This window comes from Mesorhizobium sp. B264B1B, assembly GCF_020165765.1.
GTDB lineage: Bacteria > Pseudomonadota > Alphaproteobacteria > Rhizobiales > Rhizobiaceae > Mesorhizobium.
Window position 1 is genome coordinate 29,218 of record NZ_JAIUIS010000001.1, and the last position, 22,817, is coordinate 52,034.

23 protein-coding genes are annotated in these 22,817 nt (G+C 63.2%); 17 read left to right on the top strand and 6 right to left on the bottom strand.

What is annotated here, in order from left to right; translation table 11 throughout:
• The first annotated feature begins 56 nt into the window (after nt 1–56).
• Nucleotides 57–2,483, top strand: a complete 2,427-nt coding sequence (locus LB547_RS00080) for a GcvT family protein (protein WP_140495099.1) — start codon at nt 57–59, stop codon at nt 2,481–2,483.
• 21 nt (nt 2,484–2,504) lie between these two features.
• Here LB547_RS00080 and LB547_RS00085 read toward each other — a convergent pair whose 3' ends face one another.
• Nucleotides 2,505–2,897, bottom strand: coding sequence for a DoxX family protein (locus LB547_RS00085; RefSeq protein WP_140516674.1), 393 nt, complete (start codon nt 2,895–2,897; stop codon nt 2,505–2,507).
• A gap of 200 nt (nt 2,898–3,097) precedes the next feature.
• Between LB547_RS00085 and LB547_RS00090 the strand changes: the two genes are divergently transcribed.
• Nucleotides 3,098–3,586 (top strand): hypothetical protein, encoded by a 489-nt coding sequence (locus tag LB547_RS00090; protein WP_140495103.1) that lies wholly within the window; start codon nt 3,098–3,100, stop codon nt 3,584–3,586.
• A gap of 38 nt (nt 3,587–3,624) precedes the next feature.
• Here LB547_RS00090 and LB547_RS00095 read toward each other — a convergent pair whose 3' ends face one another.
• Complete coding sequence (locus LB547_RS00095) at nt 3,625–4,437, bottom strand: VOC family protein (RefSeq protein ID WP_140761275.1); 813 nt, start codon at nt 4,435–4,437, stop codon at nt 3,625–3,627.
• 300 nt (nt 4,438–4,737) lie between these two features.
• Here LB547_RS00095 and LB547_RS00100 point away from each other — a divergent pair, with 300 nt between their 5' ends.
• The 5 genes from LB547_RS00100 (at nt 4,738) to LB547_RS00120 (ending at nt 8,963) form a co-directional block, all read left to right on the top strand.
• On the top strand, nt 4,738–6,102 hold the full coding sequence (locus tag LB547_RS00100; protein WP_140761272.1) for an NAD(P)-dependent oxidoreductase: 1,365 nt from the start codon (nt 4,738–4,740) through the stop codon (nt 6,100–6,102).
• 2 nt (nt 6,103–6,104) lie between these two features.
• Complete coding sequence (preA, locus tag LB547_RS00105; RefSeq protein ID WP_140495109.1) at nt 6,105–7,418, top strand: NAD-dependent dihydropyrimidine dehydrogenase subunit PreA; 1,314 nt, start codon at nt 6,105–6,107, stop codon at nt 7,416–7,418.
• A 109-nt stretch (nt 7,419–7,527) separates the two neighbouring features.
• On the top strand, nt 7,528–8,046 hold the full coding sequence (locus tag LB547_RS00110) for an RrF2 family transcriptional regulator (protein ID WP_140623098.1): 519 nt from the start codon (nt 7,528–7,530) through the stop codon (nt 8,044–8,046).
• Between the two features lie 11 nt (nt 8,047–8,057).
• On the top strand, nt 8,058–8,516 hold the full coding sequence (locus tag LB547_RS00115) for a carboxymuconolactone decarboxylase family protein (protein ID WP_140761269.1): 459 nt from the start codon (nt 8,058–8,060) through the stop codon (nt 8,514–8,516).
• A gap of 69 nt (nt 8,517–8,585) precedes the next feature.
• Nucleotides 8,586–8,963, top strand: coding sequence for a DoxX family protein (locus tag LB547_RS00120; RefSeq protein WP_140516666.1), 378 nt, complete (start codon nt 8,586–8,588; stop codon nt 8,961–8,963).
• Between the two features lie 9 nt (nt 8,964–8,972).
• On the opposite strand, the gene LB547_RS00125 is transcribed toward LB547_RS00120, so the two are convergent.
• Nucleotides 8,973–9,695, bottom strand: coding sequence for an SDR family oxidoreductase (locus LB547_RS00125; protein WP_140761266.1), 723 nt, complete (start codon nt 9,693–9,695; stop codon nt 8,973–8,975).
• On the bottom strand, nt 9,692–10,531 hold the full coding sequence (locus LB547_RS00130) for an SDR family NAD(P)-dependent oxidoreductase (RefSeq protein WP_140675425.1): 840 nt from the start codon (nt 10,529–10,531) through the stop codon (nt 9,692–9,694). The genes LB547_RS00125 and LB547_RS00130 overlap by 4 nt, the downstream gene beginning before the upstream one ends.
• A gap of 101 nt (nt 10,532–10,632) precedes the next feature.
• Here LB547_RS00130 and LB547_RS00135 point away from each other — a divergent pair, with 101 nt between their 5' ends.
• Entirely contained in the window at nt 10,633–11,505 is an 873-nt protein-coding gene (locus LB547_RS00135; RefSeq protein WP_140675423.1) for a helix-turn-helix transcriptional regulator, read from the top strand.
• 15 nt (nt 11,506–11,520) lie between these two features.
• On the opposite strand, the gene LB547_RS00140 is transcribed toward LB547_RS00135, so the two are convergent.
• On the bottom strand, nt 11,521–12,156 hold the full coding sequence (locus tag LB547_RS00140; RefSeq protein WP_140495120.1) for a TetR family transcriptional regulator C-terminal domain-containing protein: 636 nt from the start codon (nt 12,154–12,156) through the stop codon (nt 11,521–11,523).
• Between the two features lie 227 nt (nt 12,157–12,383).
• On the opposite strand from LB547_RS00140, the gene LB547_RS00145 reads away from it, so the two are divergent.
• The 4 genes from LB547_RS00145 (at nt 12,384) to hydA (ending at nt 17,032) form a co-directional block, all read left to right on the top strand.
• Nucleotides 12,384–13,712 carry an aspartate aminotransferase family protein gene (locus LB547_RS00145; RefSeq protein ID WP_140521238.1) on the top strand — a complete coding sequence of 443 codons (1,329 nt, stop codon included), beginning with the start codon at nt 12,384–12,386 and terminating at the stop codon, nt 13,710–13,712.
• A gap of 139 nt (nt 13,713–13,851) precedes the next feature.
• Nucleotides 13,852–14,265, top strand: a complete 414-nt coding sequence (locus tag LB547_RS00150) for an endonuclease domain-containing protein (protein WP_224655899.1) — start codon at nt 13,852–13,854, stop codon at nt 14,263–14,265.
• Nucleotides 14,266–15,516: a Zn-dependent hydrolase gene (locus LB547_RS00155; RefSeq protein ID WP_140761260.1), complete on the top strand. Its 1,251-nt coding sequence runs from the start codon at nt 14,266–14,268 to the stop codon at nt 15,514–15,516. It begins immediately after the preceding gene.
• Nucleotides 15,517–15,580: 64 nt separating this feature from the next.
• Complete coding sequence (gene hydA / locus LB547_RS00160) at nt 15,581–17,032, top strand: dihydropyrimidinase (protein WP_140761257.1); 1,452 nt, start codon at nt 15,581–15,583, stop codon at nt 17,030–17,032.
• Between the two features lie 328 nt (nt 17,033–17,360).
• Here hydA and LB547_RS00165 read toward each other — a convergent pair whose 3' ends face one another.
• Complete coding sequence (locus LB547_RS00165) at nt 17,361–17,765, bottom strand: cupin domain-containing protein (protein WP_140495129.1); 405 nt, start codon at nt 17,763–17,765, stop codon at nt 17,361–17,363.
• Between the two features lie 130 nt (nt 17,766–17,895).
• Between LB547_RS00165 and LB547_RS00170 the strand changes: the two genes are divergently transcribed.
• The 5 genes from LB547_RS00170 to LB547_RS00190 all read left to right on the top strand — a co-directional run bounded on the left by LB547_RS00170 (nt 17,896) and on the right by LB547_RS00190 (nt 22,739).
• Nucleotides 17,896–18,687: an ABC transporter ATP-binding protein gene (locus LB547_RS00170; RefSeq protein ID WP_140516662.1), complete on the top strand. Its 792-nt coding sequence runs from the start codon at nt 17,896–17,898 to the stop codon at nt 18,685–18,687.
• 379 nt (nt 18,688–19,066) lie between these two features.
• On the top strand, nt 19,067–19,945 hold the full coding sequence (locus LB547_RS00175) for an ABC transporter permease (RefSeq protein WP_224702851.1): 879 nt from the start codon (nt 19,067–19,069) through the stop codon (nt 19,943–19,945).
• Entirely contained in the window at nt 19,942–21,096 is a 1,155-nt protein-coding gene (locus LB547_RS00180) for an ABC transporter permease (protein WP_140559505.1), read from the top strand. Before LB547_RS00175 ends, LB547_RS00180 begins: the two co-directional genes overlap by 4 nt.
• Before the next feature lie 37 nt (nt 21,097–21,133).
• Entirely contained in the window at nt 21,134–22,105 is a 972-nt protein-coding gene (locus LB547_RS00185) for an ABC transporter substrate-binding protein (RefSeq protein WP_140761248.1), read from the top strand.
• A 184-nt stretch (nt 22,106–22,289) separates the two neighbouring features.
• Nucleotides 22,290–22,739 carry a CHRD domain-containing protein gene (locus LB547_RS00190; RefSeq protein ID WP_140557483.1) on the top strand — a complete coding sequence of 150 codons (450 nt, stop codon included), beginning with the start codon at nt 22,290–22,292 and terminating at the stop codon, nt 22,737–22,739.
• Nucleotides 22,740–22,817: the final 78 nt, after the last annotated feature.

Sequence of the window (22,817 nt, forward strand, 5' to 3'; positions counted from 1 at the left end):
ACGTCCCGTTTTGAATCATCTAGCCCATCCAACTCACTGATATCAGAGAAGAACCCATGAAATCGCATGCAAAGGTCGTGGTCATTGGCGGCGGGGTTGTCGGGTGTTCCGTGCTGTTCCATCTCGCCCGCCATGGCTGGACCGACGTCGTGCTTCTGGAGCGAGACGAGCTGACTTCAGGCTCGACGTGGCACGCAGCCGGCGGCATGCACACGATCAATGGCGATCCCAACGTCGCCAAGCTGCAGAAATACACGATCAACCTCTACAAGGAGATCGAGGAGCTTTCCGGCCAGGCGACCGGCGTGCATCTGACCGGCGGCGTGCTGCTGGCGGCGACCGAGGCACGGCTCGACTGGCTGCGTGGCGTCGTCGCCAAGGGTCGCTATCTCGGCATCGATCTCGAAGAAATCTCGCCGAAAGAAGCGGCCGAACTGATGCCTCTGCTCGACCCCAAGCAGTTCGTCGGCGCTGTCCGCAACAAGGAGGACGGCCATCTCGATCCCTCCGGCGTCACCCATGCCTATGCCAAGGCTGCGCGTAAGCTGGGCGCCGAGGTCGAGCGCTTCACCAAGGTCGAGGACATCGTGCGGCGTCCCGACGGGCTGTGGCGCGTCATCACCAACAAGGGCGAGGTCGTGGCCGAGCATGTCGTCAACGCCGGTGGCCTTTGGGCGCGCGAGGTCGGCCGCATGGTCGGGCTCGAACTGCCGGTGCTGGCCATGGAGCACATGTATCTGATCACCGAGGACATGCCGGAGGTCGCCGCCTGGAACGCCAAGACCGGCACCGAGATCATCCACGCCGTCGATTTCGACGGCGAGCTCTATTTGCGCCAGGAGCGCGGCGGCATGCTGATGGGCACCTATGAGAAGGCCAACAAGGCATGGTCCGAGCACCAGACGCCGTGGAATTTCGGCCATGAATTGCTGGAGCCGGACATCGACCGCATCGCGCCGTCGCTGGAAGTCGGCTTCCGGCATTTCCCGGCCTTTCAGAACACCGGCATCAAGCAGATCATCAACGGACCCTTCACCTTCGCGCCTGACGGCAACCCGCTGGTCGGGCCGGTGCGCGGTTTGCCGGGCTTCTGGGTGGCCTGCGGCGTCATGGCCGGTTTCAGCCAGGGCGGCGGCGTTGGGCTCGCGCTGTCCAACTGGATGATCGAGGGCGATCCCGGCGCCGACATCTGGGCCATGGACGTGTCGCGCTATGGCGACTGGGCGACGATGGCCTACACCAACGCTAAGGTGCGCGAGAACTATTCCAGGCGCTTTTCGATACGCTTCCCCAATGAGGAATTGCCCGCCGGACGGCCGCTGAAGACCACGCCGGTCTATGACCTGCTGTCGGCCAAGGGCGCGCAATGGGGCGTGTCCTATGGGCTGGAAGTGCCGCTCTGGTACGCGCCCGAAGGCGTCAAGGACGAGTTCTCGTGGCGTCGCTCGAGCGATTTCGCGCATGTCGGCAGGGAGGTTGCAAACGTTCGCGGGGGCGTCGGCATCGCCGAGATTTCGAATTTCGCCAAATACGGCGTGACAGGCGAGGGGGCTGCTGCATGGCTCGACCGGCTGCTCGCCTGCAAGCTGCCGAGGCCAGGCCGCATGACGCTGGCGCCTATGCTGAAGGAGGACGGCAAGCTCATCGGCGATTTCACGCTGGCCAATCTCGGCGGCGAGGAGTGGTTCATCGCCGGTTCCGGCATTGCCGAGCAGTACCATATGCGCTGGTTCGAAAAGCATCTGCCCGCGGATGGTTCTGTCCGCATCGAGGCTTCGGGCGCGAAACTCACCGGCCTTGCCGTCGCCGGGCCGAAGGCGCGGGACGTGCTGGCCAAGGTTACGCGGACGGACGTCTCGAACGCCGCCTTTCCCTTCATCGCCATCGGCAAGATGGATATCGGCATGGCGCCGTGCCTGGTAGGCCGCGTCAGCTACACCGGTGATCTCGGCTATGAAATCTGGGTGGCGCCGGAATATCAGCGCGCGGCGTTCCAGGCGCTGATGGCGGCGGGCGAGGAGTTCGGCATTGGCCTGTTCGGCTCCCGTGCGCTGAACGCACTGCGGCTGGAAAAGAACTATGGCTCGTGGGCGCGCGAATACCGGCCGATCTACGGACCGCTGGAGGCAGGGCTCGATCGCTTTGTCGCCTATGGCAAGGAAGCCGATTTCATAGGCAAGACCGCGGCGTTGGCAGAGCGCAAGCAGGGCGGCAGGCTCAGGCTGCGCGCCTTCATCGTCGAGGCTGCCGACGCCGATGTCATCGGCGACGAGCCGATCTGGTTCGGCGGCACGGTGCGTGGCTGGGTGACGTCAGGCGGCTATGCGCATCATTCAAGGAAATCGGTGGCCATGGGCTACGTGCCGAAGGAGATCGCCGAGGAGAGCGAAGGCTTCGAGATCGAAATCCTCGGCAAGCGCCATGCCGCACGCATGCAGCCGGTGCCGCTGTTCGACGCCAATTTGGAGCGGATGCGGGCGTGAAAAATCCGCATCCGGCTCGCATCAGGCAGCGCGGCGATTGTCGAGCGCAAAGGCGCCAGGGCCGGCGAAGAACAGATAGAGGAAGATGAAGCAGAACGAGATCGCCAAATCGCCGCCATTGTTGACCGGGAAGAAGCCGCGCGGCATGTGCGCCATGAAATAGGCGATCGCCATCTCGCCGGCCAGAAGGAAGGCGACTGGGCGGGTGAACAGCCCCAGCGCGAGCAGGATGCCGCCGGCGAACTCGAGAATGCCGGCTGTCAGCGTCAACCCGCTGAGGGCGTGGGGTTCGGCGCTTGCCGGGAAATTGAACAGCTTCTGGCTGCCATGCTCGATGAACTGCAGCGCAGTCATGATGCGCAGAACGCCGAGCGCCTGTGGCTGGTATCGGGCCAAGCCTTCGAAAAGCGCCATCTGAAACTCCGTTTTCGCCCTCCCGGCCCGACCTAGATTATCGCCCTGAAATGGACCATTCACTTCCCGCTACCTAACATCAACAATCGGTGATGCGAGACGTTCCGCAACGCGTCGATATTTTCTCCCTAAGGTTGCATTACTATCCCTATGGTTGTATCGATTTGTAGATAGTTGAAATCGTTTGGGGGTCTCTCGCCATGAAAAAAGTCGTCATCAGCTTTTTCGCAATCCTTGCAGGTACCAGCTTCGCGATGGCCGAGGATGCCGGCTGCGAGGCTTTCAAATGGCCGGTAACGCGCGAGCAGGCGCTGTTCGCCGCGCCTCCTTCTGCTGCGTCGGGGACGACGCTGGCGGTCGGCGCTGCCGCCGATCTGGTTCTGGTGCCGGCCGAGACGGCGGAATTCGCCCTCCCGCCGGAACGTGCCCCGGCGCCTGGCACGTTCGGCGCTGTCGCCAGCATGGTTGTGCCGCCGGAAGGGGGCATCCAGATAAGCCTGTCGGGCGAAGCCTGGATCGATGTCATTCAGGACGGCCATACCGTGAAATTGGCCGGCTACAGCGGGGTCAAGACCTGTCCGGACATTCGCAAGAGCGTTCGGTTCAAGCTTGCGCCCGGCCCGGCCACCGTCCAGTTCAGCGGTGCAAAAAAGGCAGGCCTGAAAGTCGCGGTGCTGACGCCGGAATAGCTCGGCGCCAGGCTGGGGGACGGCCTTCAATCCCTTGGTCAAAAGGCCGTCCTCCTGTGCGACGTTGAGCCCCTTACCGTCCGGCGCGCCATCAAGGCGAAATGGGCGCCTTGCGGGTCCTGGCATTGCACGATCCAGCTGCCGCCGGGGACCTCCATCGGGCCCATCAGGATCTTGCCGCCATTGTCGGTCACCCGTTTTGCCGCCGCGTCGATGGCGGTTACGTTGAAATAAAACTGCCAGACCGGCACCGGGATCTGTTCGGGTTTGTTCATGATGCCGCCACCGGATTCGGGGCCGGCCGCGAAGGTTTGATAGGTTCCCATCGGCCCCATGTCGAAATCGCCGGCATTGGTCCATCCGAACTGGCTGGAATAGAAGTCGAACGCAGCCTTCCAGTCGGTTGTGTAAAGCTCGTGCCAGCCGATATGGCCCGGCGTGCTGGCCGGCACGACCGGCTGGTCGGGCCCGTTCGGCTGCAGGAACATGAAGGTCGCGCCTTGCGGATCGGCGACGACGGCAAAGCGGCCGACGCCCGGAATGTCGTCGGGCTGGCGATGAACGGCGCCGCCGGCTTTCTGCAGCGACGCCGTGGCAGCATCGACATCCCTGGTGTGGATATAGCCAAGCCAGGCGGGAGGCATGCCCATCTTGGCGGCATCCTCAGGCATCGTCATCAGCCCGCCGACGCCACGCTCGCCGACATTCATGACGATGTAGCGCGGCATGCCGGGAGCCTTGTCGAAGGCTTGCGCGGTCCAGCCGACCACCTTGGTATAGAACGCCTCGGCGGCGTCGAGGTCTGATGTCATCAATTCGTACCAGAAGAAGGGCATTGGGGATTTCGGCATCGTCGGTCTCCTCACCTTTTGCGTCGATCGTCCTTCGATCCATCATAGGACGATCTTCGAGACGGAAATCCGACAGCGGAGGAAAAATTGCGGCTCGACAGGCATGCCATGATTGCGGCCTGCCGCTTAGCGGACCGTCCTTCCTCGAAAGTTCGACATTCGCGCATTATGATATTAAACGTGAACCAAATTATCATGTTTTATTCGAGCCTTTTCAGAGGCTTATGTAGAAAATTGACCAATTGATAAAAAAATAAAACGTGCTAGCCTTCCCTAAAACGAAAACAAGGGGAACTGACGATGGCAGAAGGCCAGTTCAGGGAAGGCATTGCAGGCGGCCGGCTGCCTGCCGATCAGTATGCGGACAATTTTTCCGACCTGCATCCGCCGCTCGATCACCACGAGGCGCTGGTCGAAGCGGACCGCTGCTATTTCTGCTACGACGCGCCGTGCATGAACGCATGCCCGACCTCGATCGACATTCCGCTGTTCATCCGCCAGATCTCCACGGGCAATCCGATCGGCTCGGCCAAGACCATTTTCGACCAGAACATTCTGGGCGGCATGTGCGCCCGCGTCTGCCCGACCGAGACGCTGTGCGAGGAGGTCTGCGTGCGCGAAGTGGCGGAAGGCAAGCCGGTGCAGATCGGTCGGCTGCAGCGCTATGCCACCGATATCGCGATGAGCGAGAACAGGCAATTTTATCCACGTGCCGCACCGACAGGCAAGGCGGTCGCCGTGGTGGGCGCCGGGCCGGCCGGCCTTGCCGCCGCACATCGGCTCGCCCGCCATGGCCACGACGTCACAATCCTGGAAGCGCGCGCGAAGGCGGGCGGGCTCAACGAATACGGCATCGCCGCTTATAAGAGCGTCGACAATTTCGCCCAAGCCGAGGTCGAGTACGTCACCTCGATTGGCGGGATTGATATCCAGAACGTTAAGGCGCTCGGCCGCGACTATCAGCTCTCCGACCTGATCCGCAATTATGACGCGGTGTTTCTGGGCATGGGGCTCGGCGGCGTCAATGCGCTGCGCGCCGATGGCGAGGCCGCCGTGGGCGTCACCAACGCCGTCGAGTTCATCTCCGAGCTGCGCCAAGCCAGCGATCTCTCCGGCCTGCCGGTCGGCCGCCGCGTCGTCGTCATCGGCGGCGGCATGACGGCGATCGATGCCGCGGTGCAGTCGAAGCTGCTTGGCGCCGAGGAGGTGACGATCTGCTACCGGCGCGGCCAGGAACATATGAATGCTTCCGAATTCGAGCAGGACCTGGCGGCCGCCAACGGCGTCGTCATCCGACACTGGCTACAGCCGAAGCGGGTGATTGCCGAAGGCGGCAAGGTCAATGCCATCGAGCTTGAATACACCGCCATGAACGGCGACAGTCTTGCCGGCACCGGCGAGACGCTGACCCTCGTTGCCGACCAGGTGTTCAAGGCGATCGGACAGAGTTTCGTCCCCGCTGCGCTCAACGGCAGCGGTGCTGCGATCGAGCTCGAGGCCGGGCGCATCAAGGTCGATGCGGAAGGGCGCACCTCGCTGGCCAAGGTCTGGGCCGGCGGCGACTGCATATTCGGTGGCGACGACCTGACCGTCTCGGCCGTGGCGCAAGGGCGTGATGCGGCGGAATCCATTCACCGGGCACTGACCTCGAACGGGAGGGCATGAGCATGGCAGATATCAGGAATAATTTCGTCGGCATCAAATCGCCCAATCCGTTCTGGCTGGCCTCGGCGCCGCCGACCGACAAGGCCTACAATGTCGTGCGCGCCTTCAAGGCCGGTTGGGGCGGTGTCGTCTGGAAGACGCTGGGCGAAGAGGGCCCGCCGGTGGTCAACGTCAATGGCCCACGCTACGGCGCGATCTGGGGCGCCGACCGCCGTCTGCTCGGCCTCAACAACATCGAGCTGATCACCGACCGCGACTTGCAGACCAATCTGCGTGAGATGAAGCAGGTCAAGATGGAGTGGCCCGACCGGGCGCTGATCGCCTCGATCATGGTGCCTTGCGTCGAGGAAAGCTGGAAGGCGATCCTGCCGCTTGTCGAGGAAACCGGCGCCGACGGCATCGAGCTCAATTTCGGCTGCCCGCACGGCATGTCGGAGCGCGGCATGGGCGCCGCCGTCGGCCAGGTGCCGGAATATATCGAAATGGTTGTGCGCTGGTGCAAGCAGTACACGCGCATGCCCGTCATCACCAAGCTGACGCCCAACGTCACCGATATCCGCAAGCCGGCGCGAGCAGCACATGCCGGCGGCACCGACGCGGTGTCGCTGATCAACACCATCAACTCGATCACCGGCGTCGATCTCGACAGCTTCGCGCCGATGCCGACCATCGACGGCAAGGGCTCGCATGGCGGTTATTGCGGCCCGGCGGTGAAGCCGATCGCCATGAACATGGTGGCCGAGATCGCGCGCGACCCCGAAACGCAGGGGCTGCCGATCTCCGGCATTGGCGGCATCACCACCTGGCGCGACGCTGCCGAGTTCATGGCGCTCGGCGCCGGGAACGTGCAAGTGTGCACGGCCGCGATGACCTACGGTTTCAAGATCGTGCAGGAGATGATCGCCGGTCTCGAAAACTGGATGGACGAGAAGGGCCATCGCTCGCTCGACGACATCATCGGCCGTGCCACGCCCAATGTCACGGACTGGCAGTATCTCAACCTCAACTATGTCGCCAAGGCGCATATCGACCAGGATGCCTGCATCAAATGCGGCCGCTGCCACATCGCCTGCGAGGACACCTCGCATCAGGCGATCACCAGCATGGTCGACGGCGTCAGGCATTTCGAGGTGATCGAGGCCGAGTGCGTCGGCTGCAATCTGTGCGTCAATGTCTGCCCGGTCGACAACTGCATCACTATGGAGCCGCTGGCCGCCGGGGTGATGGACCAGCGCACCGGCATGCCTGTGTCGCCGGTCTACGCCAACTGGACCACGCACCCGAACAACCCAATGGCCAAGGTGGCGGCGGAGTAGGGCGGAACAATCAAGGAAAAAGCGGCGTCCTCGGGCGCCGTTTTCATTTTGCTATTGCAGATAAAAGATATCCAGGATATAATTTATCCATGTATTGGAGATTGGTATCATGAAACTCGGCGATGGCGTCGAAGCGGCCATCCACTGCGCGGCGACGCTGGCGGGCGTCGATGGCGACAGCACCATGCCGGGTGCGGCCCTGGCGGAGGCGTTTGGCCTGTCGCCGAGCTATCTCCTGAAACATCTCAACATGCTCACCGCTGCGCGCATCCTGGAATCGGTTCCGGGACCAGCGGGCGGCTACCGGTTGGCGAAACCGGCCGAACGCATCACGCTGCTGGACATCGTGCTGGCGGTCGAAGGGCGCGAGCCGGCTTTCCGATGCGGCGAAATCCGCCAGCGCGGCCCGACGAAACTCGATGCATCGGCCTATGTCAGGCCGTGCGGCATCAATGCTGCGATGCTGAAGGCGGAGCGCGCCTATCGCGCGGCGCTGGCCGAGGTCAGGCTGTCCGACATCGTGGCGGACTTCATGAAAGGCGCCGATCCGCGGTCGGTCGCGGCAAGCTGCGCTTTCACCGAGCGCCACCAGCGGCAGCAGAAATCCAGTTCAACCAAGCAAACATGAAAGGAAAGATGATGAGACAGAGGCTCCAGTTCTTCGCCAAGGCGCCCGAGATCATGAAAGCGGTGTCGGCGCTCAACAAGGCGGTCGACGAATGCGGGCTCGAGGAAAGCCTGCTGCACCTGATCAAGCTCAGGGCCTCACAGATCAATGGCTGCTCCTTCTGTGTCGAGATGCACAGCCGCGAGGCGAGGCGCGACGGCGAGACCGAACAGCGGCTTTATCTGGTTTCAGCCTGGAAGGAATCGCCGCTGTTTTCGGAGCGCGAGCGCGCCGCTTTGGCCTGGACCGAGGCCGTGACGCTGATCGCCAACAATGGTGTTTCGGACGAACTCTATACCCGCACGCTGGAACATTTCTCGGAAGAGGAGTTGGTCAAGCTCTCCGTGGCGCTGGGCATGATCAATACCTGGAACCGGCTTTGCATTCCGTTCCACGCCATTCATCCGATGCCTGCCGCCAAGGCCGCCTGATTGTTCGATCACGATCGGAGCGCCGCCAAGGGAGGCGGCGCTCCCATTATTTCGAAGGGAGAGCGTTTGATGCTTGCCGATTTACCCGCCGCCTTGTTGGTTCTCGGCCGGCTGTTGCTTGGCGGCGGGTTTGTCTTCGCCGGCCTGCGCAACATCCAGAACGCGGGCTTCTTGACGGGGCTGATGGTCGCGCGCGGTGTGCCGCAGGCGCGGCTGGCACTTTGGGCCGGCATCGTGTTGCAGATCGTCGCCGGCGTGCTGGTGGTGACGGGCTTCTGGACCGCCACTGCCTGTGCGGTGCTGGTGCTGTTCCTGATCGTCGCCACGCCGATGTTCCACAATTTCTGGGATCATCAGGGACAGGAGCGTGCGTCGCGTATCAATGGTTTTGTTGGCAATGTCGCGCTGAGCGGCGGCTTCCTGACACTGATCGCCCAGTCGCTTTGACGGTTGCAGCTAGGCCGCGAACCGCAAACCACCATCGCAGGTCAGCACCTGGCCGGTCATGAAGCCGTTGGAGACGAGGAAGGCTATGGCCGAGGCGACGTCCTCGGCGCGGCCGATGCGGCCGACCGGTGTCTTGCCGGCATAGTCGGCAAAGATCGCCTGCCGCTGCTCGTCCGGCAGAAAGTCCCACCAGGGCGTGTCGATGACGCCGGGCGCCACGACGTTGACGCGCAGCGGCTTCAGCTCGACGGCCAGGATCGGTGCCACCGTCAGGAGCATGCCATTGACGGCGCCGATGCCGGCGACGCCCGGCGTGGCGAGCTGGGCGGATACCGCCGAGATGAAGGTGACCGATCCTGATTTGTCCAGCGTTGGCAAGGCCGCCTGCAGGCAGGACAATTGCGGCCGCACCTTTTCGTCGACGCCGCCAGCGATATCGGCAAGGTCGAGTGTTTCGAACGGGCCAAGGCCCTTGCCGCCGCTCGCCGCCAGAACGAGATGGTCGAACGGGCCGATGCGCTCGAAGAATTGGCGCACCTCGTCGGGCTTGGCAGCATCGAACGCCGCCTTGTCGGCGGCGCCACCGAGACTTTTCCATGCGCTGACGAGCTTGTCCTGATTGCGCCCGGTGATGGTCACCTTCATGCCGGGGCCGAGCAGTTTGCGCGCCGTCGCCAGGCCGATGCCGGACGAGCCACCGATGACGACTGTGTGTTCGATCTTGCTGGTCATGAACGCTCTTCCTTCACTGTAGCCTGCCCGACAAGGTCGAGGCTCAAGTCGCGCAATTGTTGTCTTGCTCTGGCGTCGTAAGCCTGGGCGTCGGCGCGGGATTCGCGAAGGCCGTCGAAATAGAGGCCGCTGCGCCCTTCGAGCGCCGGCGAGGTGGCGACGTTGACGATCGCCTCGGCGCCGGTTTCCACCGAGCTCCACGGCGTGACGCCGGCCTCGCGGACCATGGTCGTGTTCATGTAGCTCGCCGGGTGCAGGGCGTTGACGGTAACCCCGCTGCCCTTGAGCTGCTCGGCGAGATCGACGGTGAACAGGATCTGCGCCAACTTGCTCTGGCAGTAGGCGCGCACGCCGCTGTAGCCATGGGTAAGCATGACGTCGCTAAAGTCGATGGCCTGCTGGCCCGCCGAGGCGACGTTGACGATACGCGCCGGCGCGCTGGCCTTCAGCAGGGGCAGCAATTCCTCCGTAAGCAGGAAGCCGGCGAGATAGTTGACGGCGAAGCGCAGTTCATAGCCGTCGGCGCTGACCTGCCTTTTGGCGTTTTGGCCAGCCGTGCCGACGCCGGCATTGTTGATGAGGATGTCGAGCCGAGCGGTTTTGTCACGCACGGCCTCGGCGAGCCGGCGCACCTCGGCCAGCGAGGCGAGGTCGGCTGCGAAGAACTCGGCCTTGCCGCCGGCCACCTCGATGTCCGCGACCGCCGCCTTGCCGCGCGCTGCGTCGCGCCCGTGCACCAGCACCCGGGCGCCACCTGCGCCCAGCCGTTGCGCGACGACCCGGCCGACACCATCGGTCGAGCCGGTGATCAGGATTGTCTTGTCTTTCAGGTCCATGTTTGAGCCTCCATTCGTCGCTCCCGACAGAAGATGGGGCAGCGGGTGCGCGCCAAACAGTTCAAACTTTATCCTGGTATTGGTACTGCTATAATAGGATCATGGATGCTCCTTCTCATTCCCCTGAAGACAGCCGCCGGCGCGAGCTCGGCGCCTTCCTGCGCTCGCGCCGCGAGAGGCTTTCGCCACAGGCCGCCGGCATTGCCTGCGGCGCGCGGCGGCGCACGCCGGGCCTGCGGCGCGAGGAGGTGGCGATGATCGCCGGTGTCGGCACCACCTGGTACACCTGGCTGGAACAAGGAAGGGATGTCAGGCCCTCCGTAGAGGTGCTGGCGGCGCTCTGCGAGGCGCTGCGCCTCGACGCTGTCGAGAAGCGGCATTTGTTCATCCTCGCCGGCCGCCAGCAGCCGGAGCATCGTGGGGCGACGCCCGAAAAGGTCGACGGGCCGTTGCTGCACATGCTGCAAAGCCTTGTGCTGCAGCCTGCCTATGTGGTTGGCCGGCGCTGGGACGTGCTCGCCTGGAACCCGGCAGCCGCCGCGGTGTTCGGCGATTATGGCTTGCTGGAAGGCGACGCCCGCAACATCGTCCACATGGTATTTACCAACCCGCACCATCGCCGCCTGCTCGTCGACTGGGAAGAGCTTGCCCGCGTGGTGCTCGCTTCGTTTCGCGCCGAAAGCGCCAAATATGTCGGTGATCCCGATTTCGACCGGCTGATCGCGCTGATGATGCGCTCGAGCCCCGAGTTCCGCGATTGGTGGCCCCGACGTGACGTGGCGCGAAAGCTGACGGGTCTGAAGCACGTCCGCCATCCGACGGCCGGCGCCATGGCCTTCGAGCACATGAGTCTGTCGATCGACGATGGATCCGACATGCGGCTGGTCGTCTACACGCCGCTGGCCGAGCAGAACTCGATCGCCAAGCTGCAGAGCTTGCTTGATGCGCTGCCGGCCGAGCGGCGCAGCGCGTGAGCCTTCAGGGCAGGGTCAGGCCTTCGGCTTCAACCCGTCGAGAAACAATTGCTCCAGGAACCTCGCTGCGTCCTCGAAGCGGCCGTCGCCGCCACGGTTCGGGCCGAGCACGGCGCGGACCTGGACGTCGAAATCGGCATAGTGCTGGGTCGTCGCCCAGATCGAGAAGATCAGGTGCCAAGGATCCGTCCTGGCGATCTTGCCGGCGCGCATCCAGCCCTTGATGACGGTTGCCTTCTCGTCGACCAGCGTCTTCAGTTCGCCGGTCAGCAAGGGCATGATGCGTGGTGCGCCCTGCAGAATCTCGTTGGCGAACAGCCGGCTCTCGCGCGGAAAATCGCGCGCCATTTCAAGCTTGCGCCTGATGTAGCTCCTGAGCTCGGTCAGGGGATCGCCGATGTCGTCGAGTTCCCTGAGCGGCGCCAGCCATGTGTCGAGCAGGCGCTGCATCAGCGTCTCGTGAATGTCTTCCTTGCGGCGAAAGTAATAGAGCAGGTTGGGCTTCGACATCCCAGCGGCTTCGGCGATCTGGTCGATGGTCGAGCCGCGGAAGCCATTGGTGGAGAACACCTCGAGTGCGGCTTCGAGAATGAGTTCGCGCTTCTCCTGCTGGATGCGGGTGCGGCGAGGGGCTTCCGTGCTGGTGTTCACCGTTGCGCGCCCTCGTGTTGAAAGCGGTCTGGCCCAATTCTCTGGACCAGTTTTTCCCCGGCCTGTGGAACGCACTTCAGGAGCCGCATTTCCGCTAGTAATCCCTTGACCGCCGACAGGGCGGTGCTAACGTTTGTCCAATCGGTCAAAAATTTGCGTAGCACGAAAGCGCGGCAAAGACCAAGCGTTGGACGTACCGAAACAGGTTACAAGGGGAAGTCTTGGTCATGTCTAACCGGCTGAAAGTCACGCCGAACGATCTCAGTGCATTCTGGATGCCGTTCACGGCAAACCGGCAGTTCAAGCAGGCGCCGCGCATGTTCGTGTCCGCCAAGGACATGCACTACACGACCAGCGATGGCCGCAAGGTGCTGGACGGCACCGCCGGCCTCTGGTGCGTCAATGCCGGCCATTGCCGGCCCAAGATCACCGAGGCGATCCAGCAGCAGGCCGCCGAGCTCGACTACGCTCCGGCCTTCCAGATGGGCCACCCGATCGTGTTCGAACTGGCCAACCGCCTGGTCGACGTCGCGCCGAAGGGCATGGATCACGTGTTCTTCACCAATTCCGGTTCGGAATCGGTCGAGACCGCGTTGAAGATGGCGATCGCCTATCACCGCGTGAAGGGCGAGGGCTCGCGCACCCGCCTGATCGGACGCGAGCGCGGCTATCACGGCGTCAATTTCGGCGGCATTTCGGTCGGCGGCATCGTCACCAACCGCAAGATGTTCGGCACGCTGCTCGGCGGCGTCGACCATATGCCGCACACGCACCTGCCGGAGAAGAACGCCTTCTCCAAGGGCGTGCCGGAACATGGCGCAGAGCTCGCCAACGAGCTGGAGCGCATCGTTGCGCTCCATGACGCCTCGACCATCGCGGCCGTTATCGTCGAGCCGGTCGCTGGCTCCACCGGCGTCATCCTGCCGCCCAAGGGCTATTTGCAGAAGCTGCGCGAAATCTGCACCAAGCACGGCATCCTGTTGATCTTCGACGAGGTCATCACCGGCTTCGGCCGTCTCGGCGCGCCGTTCGCGGCCGACTATTTCGGCGTCACGCCTGATATCATGACCACCGCCAAGGGCGTTTCCAACGGCGTCATCCCGATGGGCGCGGTGTTCGTGAAGAAGGAAATCCACGACGCCTTCATGACCGGCCCCGAGCACATGATCGAGTTCTTCCACGGCTACACCTATTCGGGCAATCCGATCGCCTGCGCCGCGGCGCTCGGCACGCTCGACACCTACAAGGAAGAGGGCCTGCTCACCCGCGGCGAGGAACTGGCGCCCTATTGGGAAGACGCGCTGCATTCGCTGAAGGGCGAGCCGCATGTCATCGATATCAGGAACATCGGCCTGATCGGTGCGATCGAGCTGGCGCCGATTGCCGGCAGCCCGACCAAGCGGGCCTTCTCGGCCTTCGTCAAGGCGTTCGAGCGCGGCGCGCTGATCCGCACCACCGGCGACATCATCGCGCTGTCGCCGCCGCTGATCATCACCAAGGGCCAGATCAACGAACTGATCGATCATGTGCGTGAGGTACTGAGGTCGATCGATTGAAGAACTGGGCGCGGATATCCCTCCCCCTCGAGGGGAGGGTGGCCGCGAAGCGGTCGGGTGGGGTCGGTGCGACGGGGTGCCGACCTGATCTGTTGCCGCGAGGCTGCCGTTGATGCCCCGCACTCGCGTGAGCTACGAAATGCGCCAAAAGGCGCGCGCGCTTCGAGTTCACGCAACCAGGGGTGAATCCTTGCTCTGGTATGAACTGCGCGAGCTGAAATCGGCCGGCATCAAGTTTCGTCGTCAGTGTCCGATCGGGCCTTATATCGTTGACTTTGCCTGCCTCGTCGTGAAGCTGATCGTTGAAGTTGATGGCGATCTGCACGAACACGAGAAGGGCAAGCGGCATGATGCCGTTCGTGATGCCTATCTGCGCTCGCTCGGCTTTGATGTCTTTCGCGTCGATGAGCCCGATGTCATAAACAACCCTTGGCATGTTGCGCAGGTGGCCAAAGGGAAGGTCGAGCGCATGTCCGGCGACCCCACCCGACCGCTTCGCGGCCACCCTCCCCTCGAGGGGGAGGGGAACGCCACGCAATTGGAGAGGTTTTGAATGGCCGCACCCGGCGAGAATCTGCGAATCAATTCAGACCGTTTGTGGGATTCCATCATGGAGATGGCGAAGATCGGCCCCGGCATTGCCGGTGGCAACAATCGCCAGACCGTGACCGACGAGGACGGCGAGGGCCGGCATCTGTTCAAGCGCTGGTGCGATGCCGCCGGGCTCGAAATGGGCGTCGACGAGATGGGCACCATGTTTGCCAGGCGCGAAGGCGCCGATCCCAGCCTGCCGCCGGTCTATGTCGGCAGCCATCTCGACACGCAGCCGACCGGCGGCAAGTATGACGGCGTGCTCGGCGTGCTCGGCGGCCTGGAGATCGTCCGCTCGCTCAACGATCTCGGCATCAAGACCAAACATCCGATCGTGGTCACGAACTGGACCAACGAGGAGGGCTCGCGTTTTGCCCCGGCGATGATGGCGTCCGGCGTATTCGCCGGTGTGCTCGACCAGGCCGACGTCTACGAGCATACGGACAAGAACGGCAAGAAATTCGGCGAGGAACTGGAGCGTATCGGCTGGAAGGGCACGGAGAAGGTCGGCGATCGCAAGATCCACGCGTTTTTCGAACTGCATATCGAGCAAGGGCCTATCCTCGAGGACGAAGGCATCGACATCGGCGTCGTCACCCATGGACAGGGGCTGAAATGGCTGCAGGTGACGCTGACCGGCAAGGAGGCGCATACCGGCTCGACGCCGATGCCCAAGCGCCGCAATGCCGGGCTCGGCATGGCGCGCGTGATCGAACTGGTGCACGAGATTGCCATGGACTACCAGCCGGACGCCGTCGGCGCGGTCGGCCACATGGAAGTCTATCCGAACTCGCGCAACATCATCGCCGGGCGCACGATCTTCACTATCGACATCCGCTCGCCGGAGAAGGAAGTGCTCGACACCATGGATGGGCGCATCCGCGAAGGCATCGACACGATATGCGAGGCGCTCGACATCCAGTACAAGATCGAGCAGGTCGGCCATTTCGATCCGGTCACCTTTGACAAGGGCTGCGTCAAGGCGATCCGTGATGCCGCCGACCGGCTCGGCTACACGCACCGCAACATCGTCTCGGGCGCGGGCCACGACGCCTGCTGGATCAACCGCGTCGCGCCGACCGCCATGGTGATGTGCCCCTGCGTCGACGGTCTCAGCCACAACGAGGCCGAGGAGATCTCCAAGGAATGGGCGGCGGCAGGAGCCGACGTGCTGTTCCATGCCGTGGTGGAGACAGCGGTCATCGTGGAGTAAGCTGGAAAGCTGGATTTCCAAACGCTGCTCGCAAGAAGCGCGAAGGAACAAGGGAACGAGAAAAATGACCAAAGTCATCAGAAACGGCACCATCGTTACCGCCGACCGCACATGGAAGGCCGACGTGCTGATGCAGCACGGCAAGATCGTCGCCATTGGCTCGGACCTACACGGCGACCATGAGTTCGACGCCACCGGCTGTTATGTCATGCCAGGTGGTATCGATCCGCATACTCATCTCGAAATGCCGTTCATGGGCACCTATTCGGCCGACGATTTCGAGTCCGGCACGCGCGCGGCACTAGCCGGCGGCACGACGATGGTGGTCGATTTCTGCCTGCCGTCGCCGCAGCAGTCGCTGCTCGAGGCCTTGCAGATGTGGGACAACAAGACCTCGAAGGCGTCCTGCGATTATTCCTTCCACATGGCGATCACCTGGTGGGGCAAGCAGGTGTTCGACGAGATGGCCACCGTCGTCGACAAGGGCATCACCTCGTTCAAGCATTTTATGGCCTACAAGGGCGCGCTGATGGTGGACGACGACGAGATGTATGCGTCGTTCCAGCGCTGCGCCGAGCTCGGCGCGCTGCCGCTGGTGCACGCCGAGAATGGCGACGTGGTTGCGGCGCTCTCGCAGAAGCTGCTTGCCGCCGGCAACAATGGCCCGGAGGGGCACGCCTATTCGCGCCCGCCGGAAGTGGAAGGCGAGGCGACCAACCGCGCCATCATGATCGCCGACATGGCCGGCGTGCCGCTCTATGTCGTGCATGTTTCCTGCGAGCAGGCGCACGAGGCCATCCGCCGGGCGCGTCAAAAAGGCATGCGAGTGTTCGGCGAGCCACTGATCCAGCACCTGACGCTGGACGAGAGCGAGTATTTCGACAAGGACTGGGACCATGCGGCGCGCCGCGTGATGAGCCCGCCCTTCCGGAACAAATTACACCAGGATTCGCTGTGGGCCGGCCTGCAGGCGGGATCGTTGCAGGTGGTGGCGACCGACCACTGCGCCTTCACCACGGACCAGAAGCGCTTCGGCGTCGGCAATTTCACCAAGATCCCGAACGGCACGGGCGGCCTCGAGGATCGCATGCCGGTGCTGTGGACCAGGGGCGTCAACACCGGGCGGCTGACGATGAACGAATTCGTCGCGGTAACCTCGACCAACATAGCCAAGATCCTCAACATGTACCCGAAAAAGGGCGCCATTGTCGAAGGCGCGGATGCCGACATCATCGTGTGGGATCCCAAGCGCAAGAAGATCATTTCTTCGAAGAAGCAGCAGTCGGTCATCGACTACAATGTCTTCGAAGGCGTCGAAGTGACAGGCCTGCCGCGCTATGTCTTCTCGCGTGGCGAATTGTCGATCGAGGAGACCGAGGTGAAGGCCAAGCCTGGCCATGGCCAGTTCGTCGGCCGCGAGCCGAACGCGGCGGTTAACCGGGCACTGTCGAACTGGAAGGAGATCACCGCGCCGCGCAAGGTGGAGCGGACAGGCATTCCGGCGACTGGGGTTTGAGCTTGCGCAGCTCGAAAAGCGCCAAGAAACTGATGATCGCCGACAAGGACGGCACCGTCTGCGGGGAAGTTTCCGGGTGCCGATGATTGCCGAAGTTGGTGCTGCCCCTCATCGCCCTGCCGGCACCTTCTCCCCGTATAGGGACGGGGAAAAGGGAACTGAACGCAATCTTGGCGCCCTTTCCGGCAACGCTGGAAATCGGCGAAATCCTTCGCGAAATCGTCCTTCTCCTCGTCCCTATACGGGGAAAAGTGCCCGGCAGGGCGATGAGGGGCAGCGCAAACCTCAAGCAATTGGCCGATGGGCGCTTAGCCCCGCAAGGCCGGCTTCAGGCGACCAATGCATCCAGTTCCGGCAGCAGGACGACGCTTTCCTGCTCTTTGGGATCGGTGCGGGCAATGACGGCCGAAGACGGGGCCCCACTCAGATTGGCGGGCAGATGCGGCACGCCGGCCGGAATGTAGAAGAGGTCGCCGGCTTTGGCGACGATGTGGTTCTCAAGCCGGTCGCCGTACCAGGTATGGACCTCGCCGGAGAGCACGTAGATCGCCGTTTCATGGTTCTCATGCAGATGCGCCTTAGCGCGGGCGCCGGGCGGCATGGTGAGCACATGCATGCAGATACCAGATGAGCCGACCGACTCGGTGGCGATACCGGCGAAATAGGTCAATCCCTGCTTGCCTTCATAAGAGCTTTCAGGGCGGATAAGATGGCAAGTGGGTTGAGGCGACATCGGGGAAACTCCGGGCGTCGAATGAGTGGAACAAGACCAATGGGACTGGGCGAGTGGAAAACAACATCGCGATAAAAGCAATCGGAATCGGGCCGGCACTAAAGGGGCAGGAACAGGCAGGCCGCGGCCGATGACGGGGATTTCGCCAGCCGTCGTCGCGGCAAGCAAGCTTGGCCTGACCTTCCAGACCAATGACGGGCCGGTACAGGCGCTGTCCAATGTCGACCTGACCATCGGCAAGGGTGAGTTCGTTTCCTTCATCGGGCCGTCGGGCTGCGGCAAGACGACCTTGCTGCGGGTCATCGCCGATCTTGAGAAGCCGACCTCGGGGACCATTTCGGTCAACGGCATGACAGCAGAACAGGCGCGCGAGAAACGCGCCTACGGCTATGTCTTCCAGGCCGCCGCCCTGTTTCCCTGGCGCACCATCGAGCGCAACGTCGCGCTGCCGCTGGAGATCATGGGTCTGTCCGGGGCGGAGCAGGGAGAGCGGATCAGGCGCACGCTCGATCTCGTCAACCTTTCCGGCTTCGAGAAGAAGTATCCTTGGCAGCTTTCCGGCGGCATGCAGCAGCGCGCCTCGATCGCTCGCGCGCTCGCCTTCGATGCCGACCTTCTGTTGATGGACGAGCCGTTCGGCGCGCTGGACGAGATCGTGCGCGACCATCTCAACGAGCAATTGCTGCAATTGTGGGCGCGCACCAACAAGACCATCTGCTTCGTCACGCACTCCATTCCCGAGGCGGTGTATTTATCGACGCGCATCGTCGTCATGTCGCCGCGTCCGGGCCGCGTCAGCGACGTCATCGAATCGACGCTGCCGAAGGAGCGGCCACTCGACATCCGCGAGACGCCGGAGTTTTTGGCGATCGCCGCGCGTGTGCGCGACGGGTTGCGGGCAGGGCACAGCTATGATGATTGAGCTGGGGCAGGATGGACTCGCGGCAGCGCCCCGAAAGGCGCCTCCACCTCACGAAGGAGCGGCCACCTACGCCTTCGTCATTCTAGGGCGGAGTAGCCGCGAAGCGGCGTACGTAGACCCTAGGATCCATGCCGTGACGCCTGCCGAAAGGCGCAAACAGTCGAGAATATTCGGCAGGCTAAGCGGCCCGGAGGGAGCCATATTCCGAACGGTCGCGGAGCGGAGAGGTAACGGCTTGGATCCTAGGGTCTGCGCCGCGTCGCTTCGCTCCTTGCTTCGCCCTAGGATGACGAAGACAAAGGCACCCGACCTCCGCTTCGCTCCGGCCACCCTCTCCCCGTCGGGGAGAGGAGGGAGCCAGCCCAGCGAGGCCTGCTAGATGGACACCTTCCGCTCCAAGGTCATCCCGGTAACCTCCATCCTCGCCGGCGTGGTCGTACTCTGGTACGTCTTCGCCGTCATACTCAACACGCCGTTCCAGCGCGATCTCGACCAACGTGCCAACGAAACGCCCGGCACCGTCGAGTTCATCGGCAAGACGCTCTCGCAGCCGAAGCCGACGCTGCCGGCGCCGCACCAGGTGGCGGTGAACTTTTTCGAGAACACGTTCCTGCGCAACGTCACTTCGAACCGCAGCCTGGTCTACAATGCCTGGGTGACGCTGTCCTCGACGCTGCTGGGCTTTGCCTTCGGCACGGCGCTCGGCATCGTCATTGCCGTGGGCATCGTACATGTGGCGACGCTCGACCGCAGCCTGATGCCATGGATCATCGCCTCGCAGACCATCCCGATCCTGGCGGTGGCGCCGATGATCATCGTGGTGCTGGCGGCGATCGGCATCACCGGCCTGATCCCGAAGGCGATGATCTCGACCTATCTGTCGTTCTTCCCGGTGACGGTTGGCATGGTGAAAGGCCTGCGCTCGCCCGAGATCATGCATCTCGACCTGATGCACACCTATAATGCCAGCCGTGCGCAGACCTTCTGGAAGCTGCGCGTGCCGGCCTCGGTGCCGTTCCTGTTCACCTCGATGAAGGTGGCGGTGGCTGCCAGTCTGGTCGGCGCCATTGTCGGCGAACTGCCGACGGGCGCCCTCGCCGGCATCGGCGCCAAGCTGCTCGCTGGCGCCTATTACAGCCAGTCCATCGACATCTGGTCGGCGCTTGTCGCGGGCTCGATCGTGGCCGCGCTGCTGGTCATGGTGGTCGGCATTGCCGGGCGCCTCGTCGACCGCGCCATGGGCGGGAGGCCGGCATGAACCGGCTGAAGCCTTCCTGGCAGGCTGTGCTGGCCATCGTGCTGTGCCTGATGGCGGTCGCACTCGGCGCCATGTCGAAGCCGGAAGCGGCGGCGCTAGCGGACCCGACAACCAGCGCCAACTATCCCTATCTCGGAACGAAGGGCCTGATGTTTGGCCTTGCCATGCTGACGGCCCTGGTCTCGATGATCAGGATTTCGCCCTTTGTGGAAGCGGTCGTACTGTTTGTCGGCGCCCACCTCGTCGCCTGGCTGCTGATCTCAGGTATCGCTGGTTTCGAAGGCACGGCACTGGCGCCGTATTTCGTGCTGCTCACGGCCGCCTGGCTGCTTGGCTGGCGCTGCGTCGCGGTGCTATCGGGACTGCACCCCACCGCAAGCTGGATGCGCACGGCGCTGCGCCTGATCATCCCCGCCATCTTCGGCGCCTGGATCCTGATCATCTGGGAAGCGGTGACGCGTGGCGCCGGCATCCCGTTCATCCTGTTGCCGCCGCCGAGCGCCATCGGCGCGCGCATCGCCAGTTCGCTGCCGATCCTTGGCGCCGATGTCCGGCAGACCATCTTCAAGGCTGTTATCTTCGGCTATATCGTGGGCAGCGGCGCCGGCTTTGTCACGGCCATTCTCGCCGACCGGGTGCCGTTCCTACGGCGCGGCCTGCTGCCCATCGGCAACATGGTCTCGGCGCTGCCGATCATCGGCGTGGCGCCGATCATGGTGATGTGGTTCGGCTTCGACTGGCAGTCCAAGGCGGCTGTCGTCATCATCATGACCTTCTTCCCGATGCTGGTGAACACCGTCGCCGGTCTGGCCGCGTCCGGCCATATGGAGCGCGACCTGATGCGCACCTATGCGTCGGGCTACTGGCCGACGCTTATCAAGCTCAGGCTGCCGGCCGCCGCTCCCTTCATCTTCAACGCGCTGAAGATCAACTCGACGCTGGCGCTGATCGGCGCCATCGTCGCCGAGTTCTTCGGCACGCCTGTCGTCGGCATGGGCTTCCGCATCTCGACCGAAGTCGGACGGATGAACATCGACATGGTCTGGGCCGAAATCGCAGTTGCAGCCCTTGCGGGTTCGGTCTTTTATGGTGTGGTCGCTCTTGTCGAAAGAGCCGTCACGTTTTGGCATCCCTCTGTCCGTGGTGGATAGGGGCGGTGGGTTTGGGCACTAACTCCAGAGGGAAAAAATGAAAAGACTGATTATTCCTGTACTGGCCGGCGCGATGTCGCTGGCCGCGTCCCAGGCAATGGCTGCCGACAAGGTGACGTTGCAGCTGAAATGGGTCACGCAGGCCCAGTTTGCCGGTTATTACGTCGCCAAGGCGAAGGGCTTCTACGAGGCCGAGGGTCTCGACGTCGACATCAAGCCGGGCGGTCCCGACATTGCGCCCGAGCAGGTGATCGCCGGCGGCGGCGCCGATGTCATCGTCGACTGGATGGGCGGCGCGCTGGCAGCCCGCGAAAAGGGCGTGCCGCTGGTCAACATCGCCCAGCCGTTCAAGAAGGCCGGCATGGAACTGGTCTGCCCGAAAGACGGCCCGATCAAGACCGAAGCCGACTTCAAGGGCCACACGCTCGGCGTCTGGTTCTTCGGCAACGAATATCCGTTCTACGCCTGGATGAACAAGCTTGGCCTCAAGACCGATGGCGGCCCGGATGGTGTCACCGTTCTCAAGCAGAGCTTTGACGTGCAGCCGCTGATTCAGAAGCAGGCGGATTGCATCTCGGTCATGACCTACAATGAATTTTGGCAGCTGATCGACGCCGGCTACAAGCCGGAGCAGCTCACCGTGTTCAACTACTCGGCGATGGGCAACGACCTGCTCGAGGACGGGCTTTATGCCTCGGAGGATAAGCTCAAGGATCCGGCCTTCGAGGACAAGATGGTGCGTTTCGTGCGCGCCTCGATGAAGGGTTGGAAATACGCCGTCGACAACAATGACGAAGCGGCCGAGATCGTCATGGACGGTGGCGGCCAGGACGAGAACCACCAGAAGCGTATGATGAGCGAAGTCGCCAAGCTCATCGACAATGCCGACGGCAAGCTCGACCCAGCGACCTATGAGCGTACCGCCAAGGCGTTGCTCGACCAGAAGATCATCACCAAGGAGCCGAAGGGCGCCTATACCACCGCGATCACCGACAAGGCGATCAAGTAGGCCTCAAAGCGGCCTCGTGACGGGGCTTGATGGACGATGTTGGAGGGGCGGGCGACCGCCCCTTTTTCATGCGGCCAAATCACAAAAGCGTGTGCCTGGATACATTGGGGCGGCCGAGCGTTGCGTCGGAGGCATGCGCGTGCGGGGAGCCACGGCGGATGCTACAGCCAATCGGAGGTTCTTCATGCGCACACAGACCGTCTTGCCGACGCTTTCGGCGCTGGCCATTTCGACCGCTTTCCTGTTCGCGTCGCCGGCCCTGGCCGACATGATGAAGTTCAAGGCGACGCTCGATGGCAGCCAGCAGAGCCCACCCGTTACCACCAAGGGCAAGGGAACCGCCACATTCACCTTTGACACCGCCAAGAAGAAACTCAGTTGGAACGTCAAATACTCCGGCCTCAGCGGGCCGGCGACGGCCGCACATATTCATGGCCCGGCCGCGAAGGGGGAAAATGCGGACCCCGTAATCCCGTTCAAAAAACTCAAGAGCCCGATCAAGGGGTCGGCGACATTGACCGATACGCAGGTGACCGATCTGGAGGCCGGCAAATATTACGTCAACATACACACCGCGGCCAACAAGGACGGCGAGATCCGCGGTCAGATCGAAAAGGCGGCGGCGTCGATGTAACGCGACGTCGCTCGGGGCGCGCGCCCGTATTTGCTTGCGAAAGCTTTGCGGGACAGCGCCGCCCTTTCTACTGCCGGA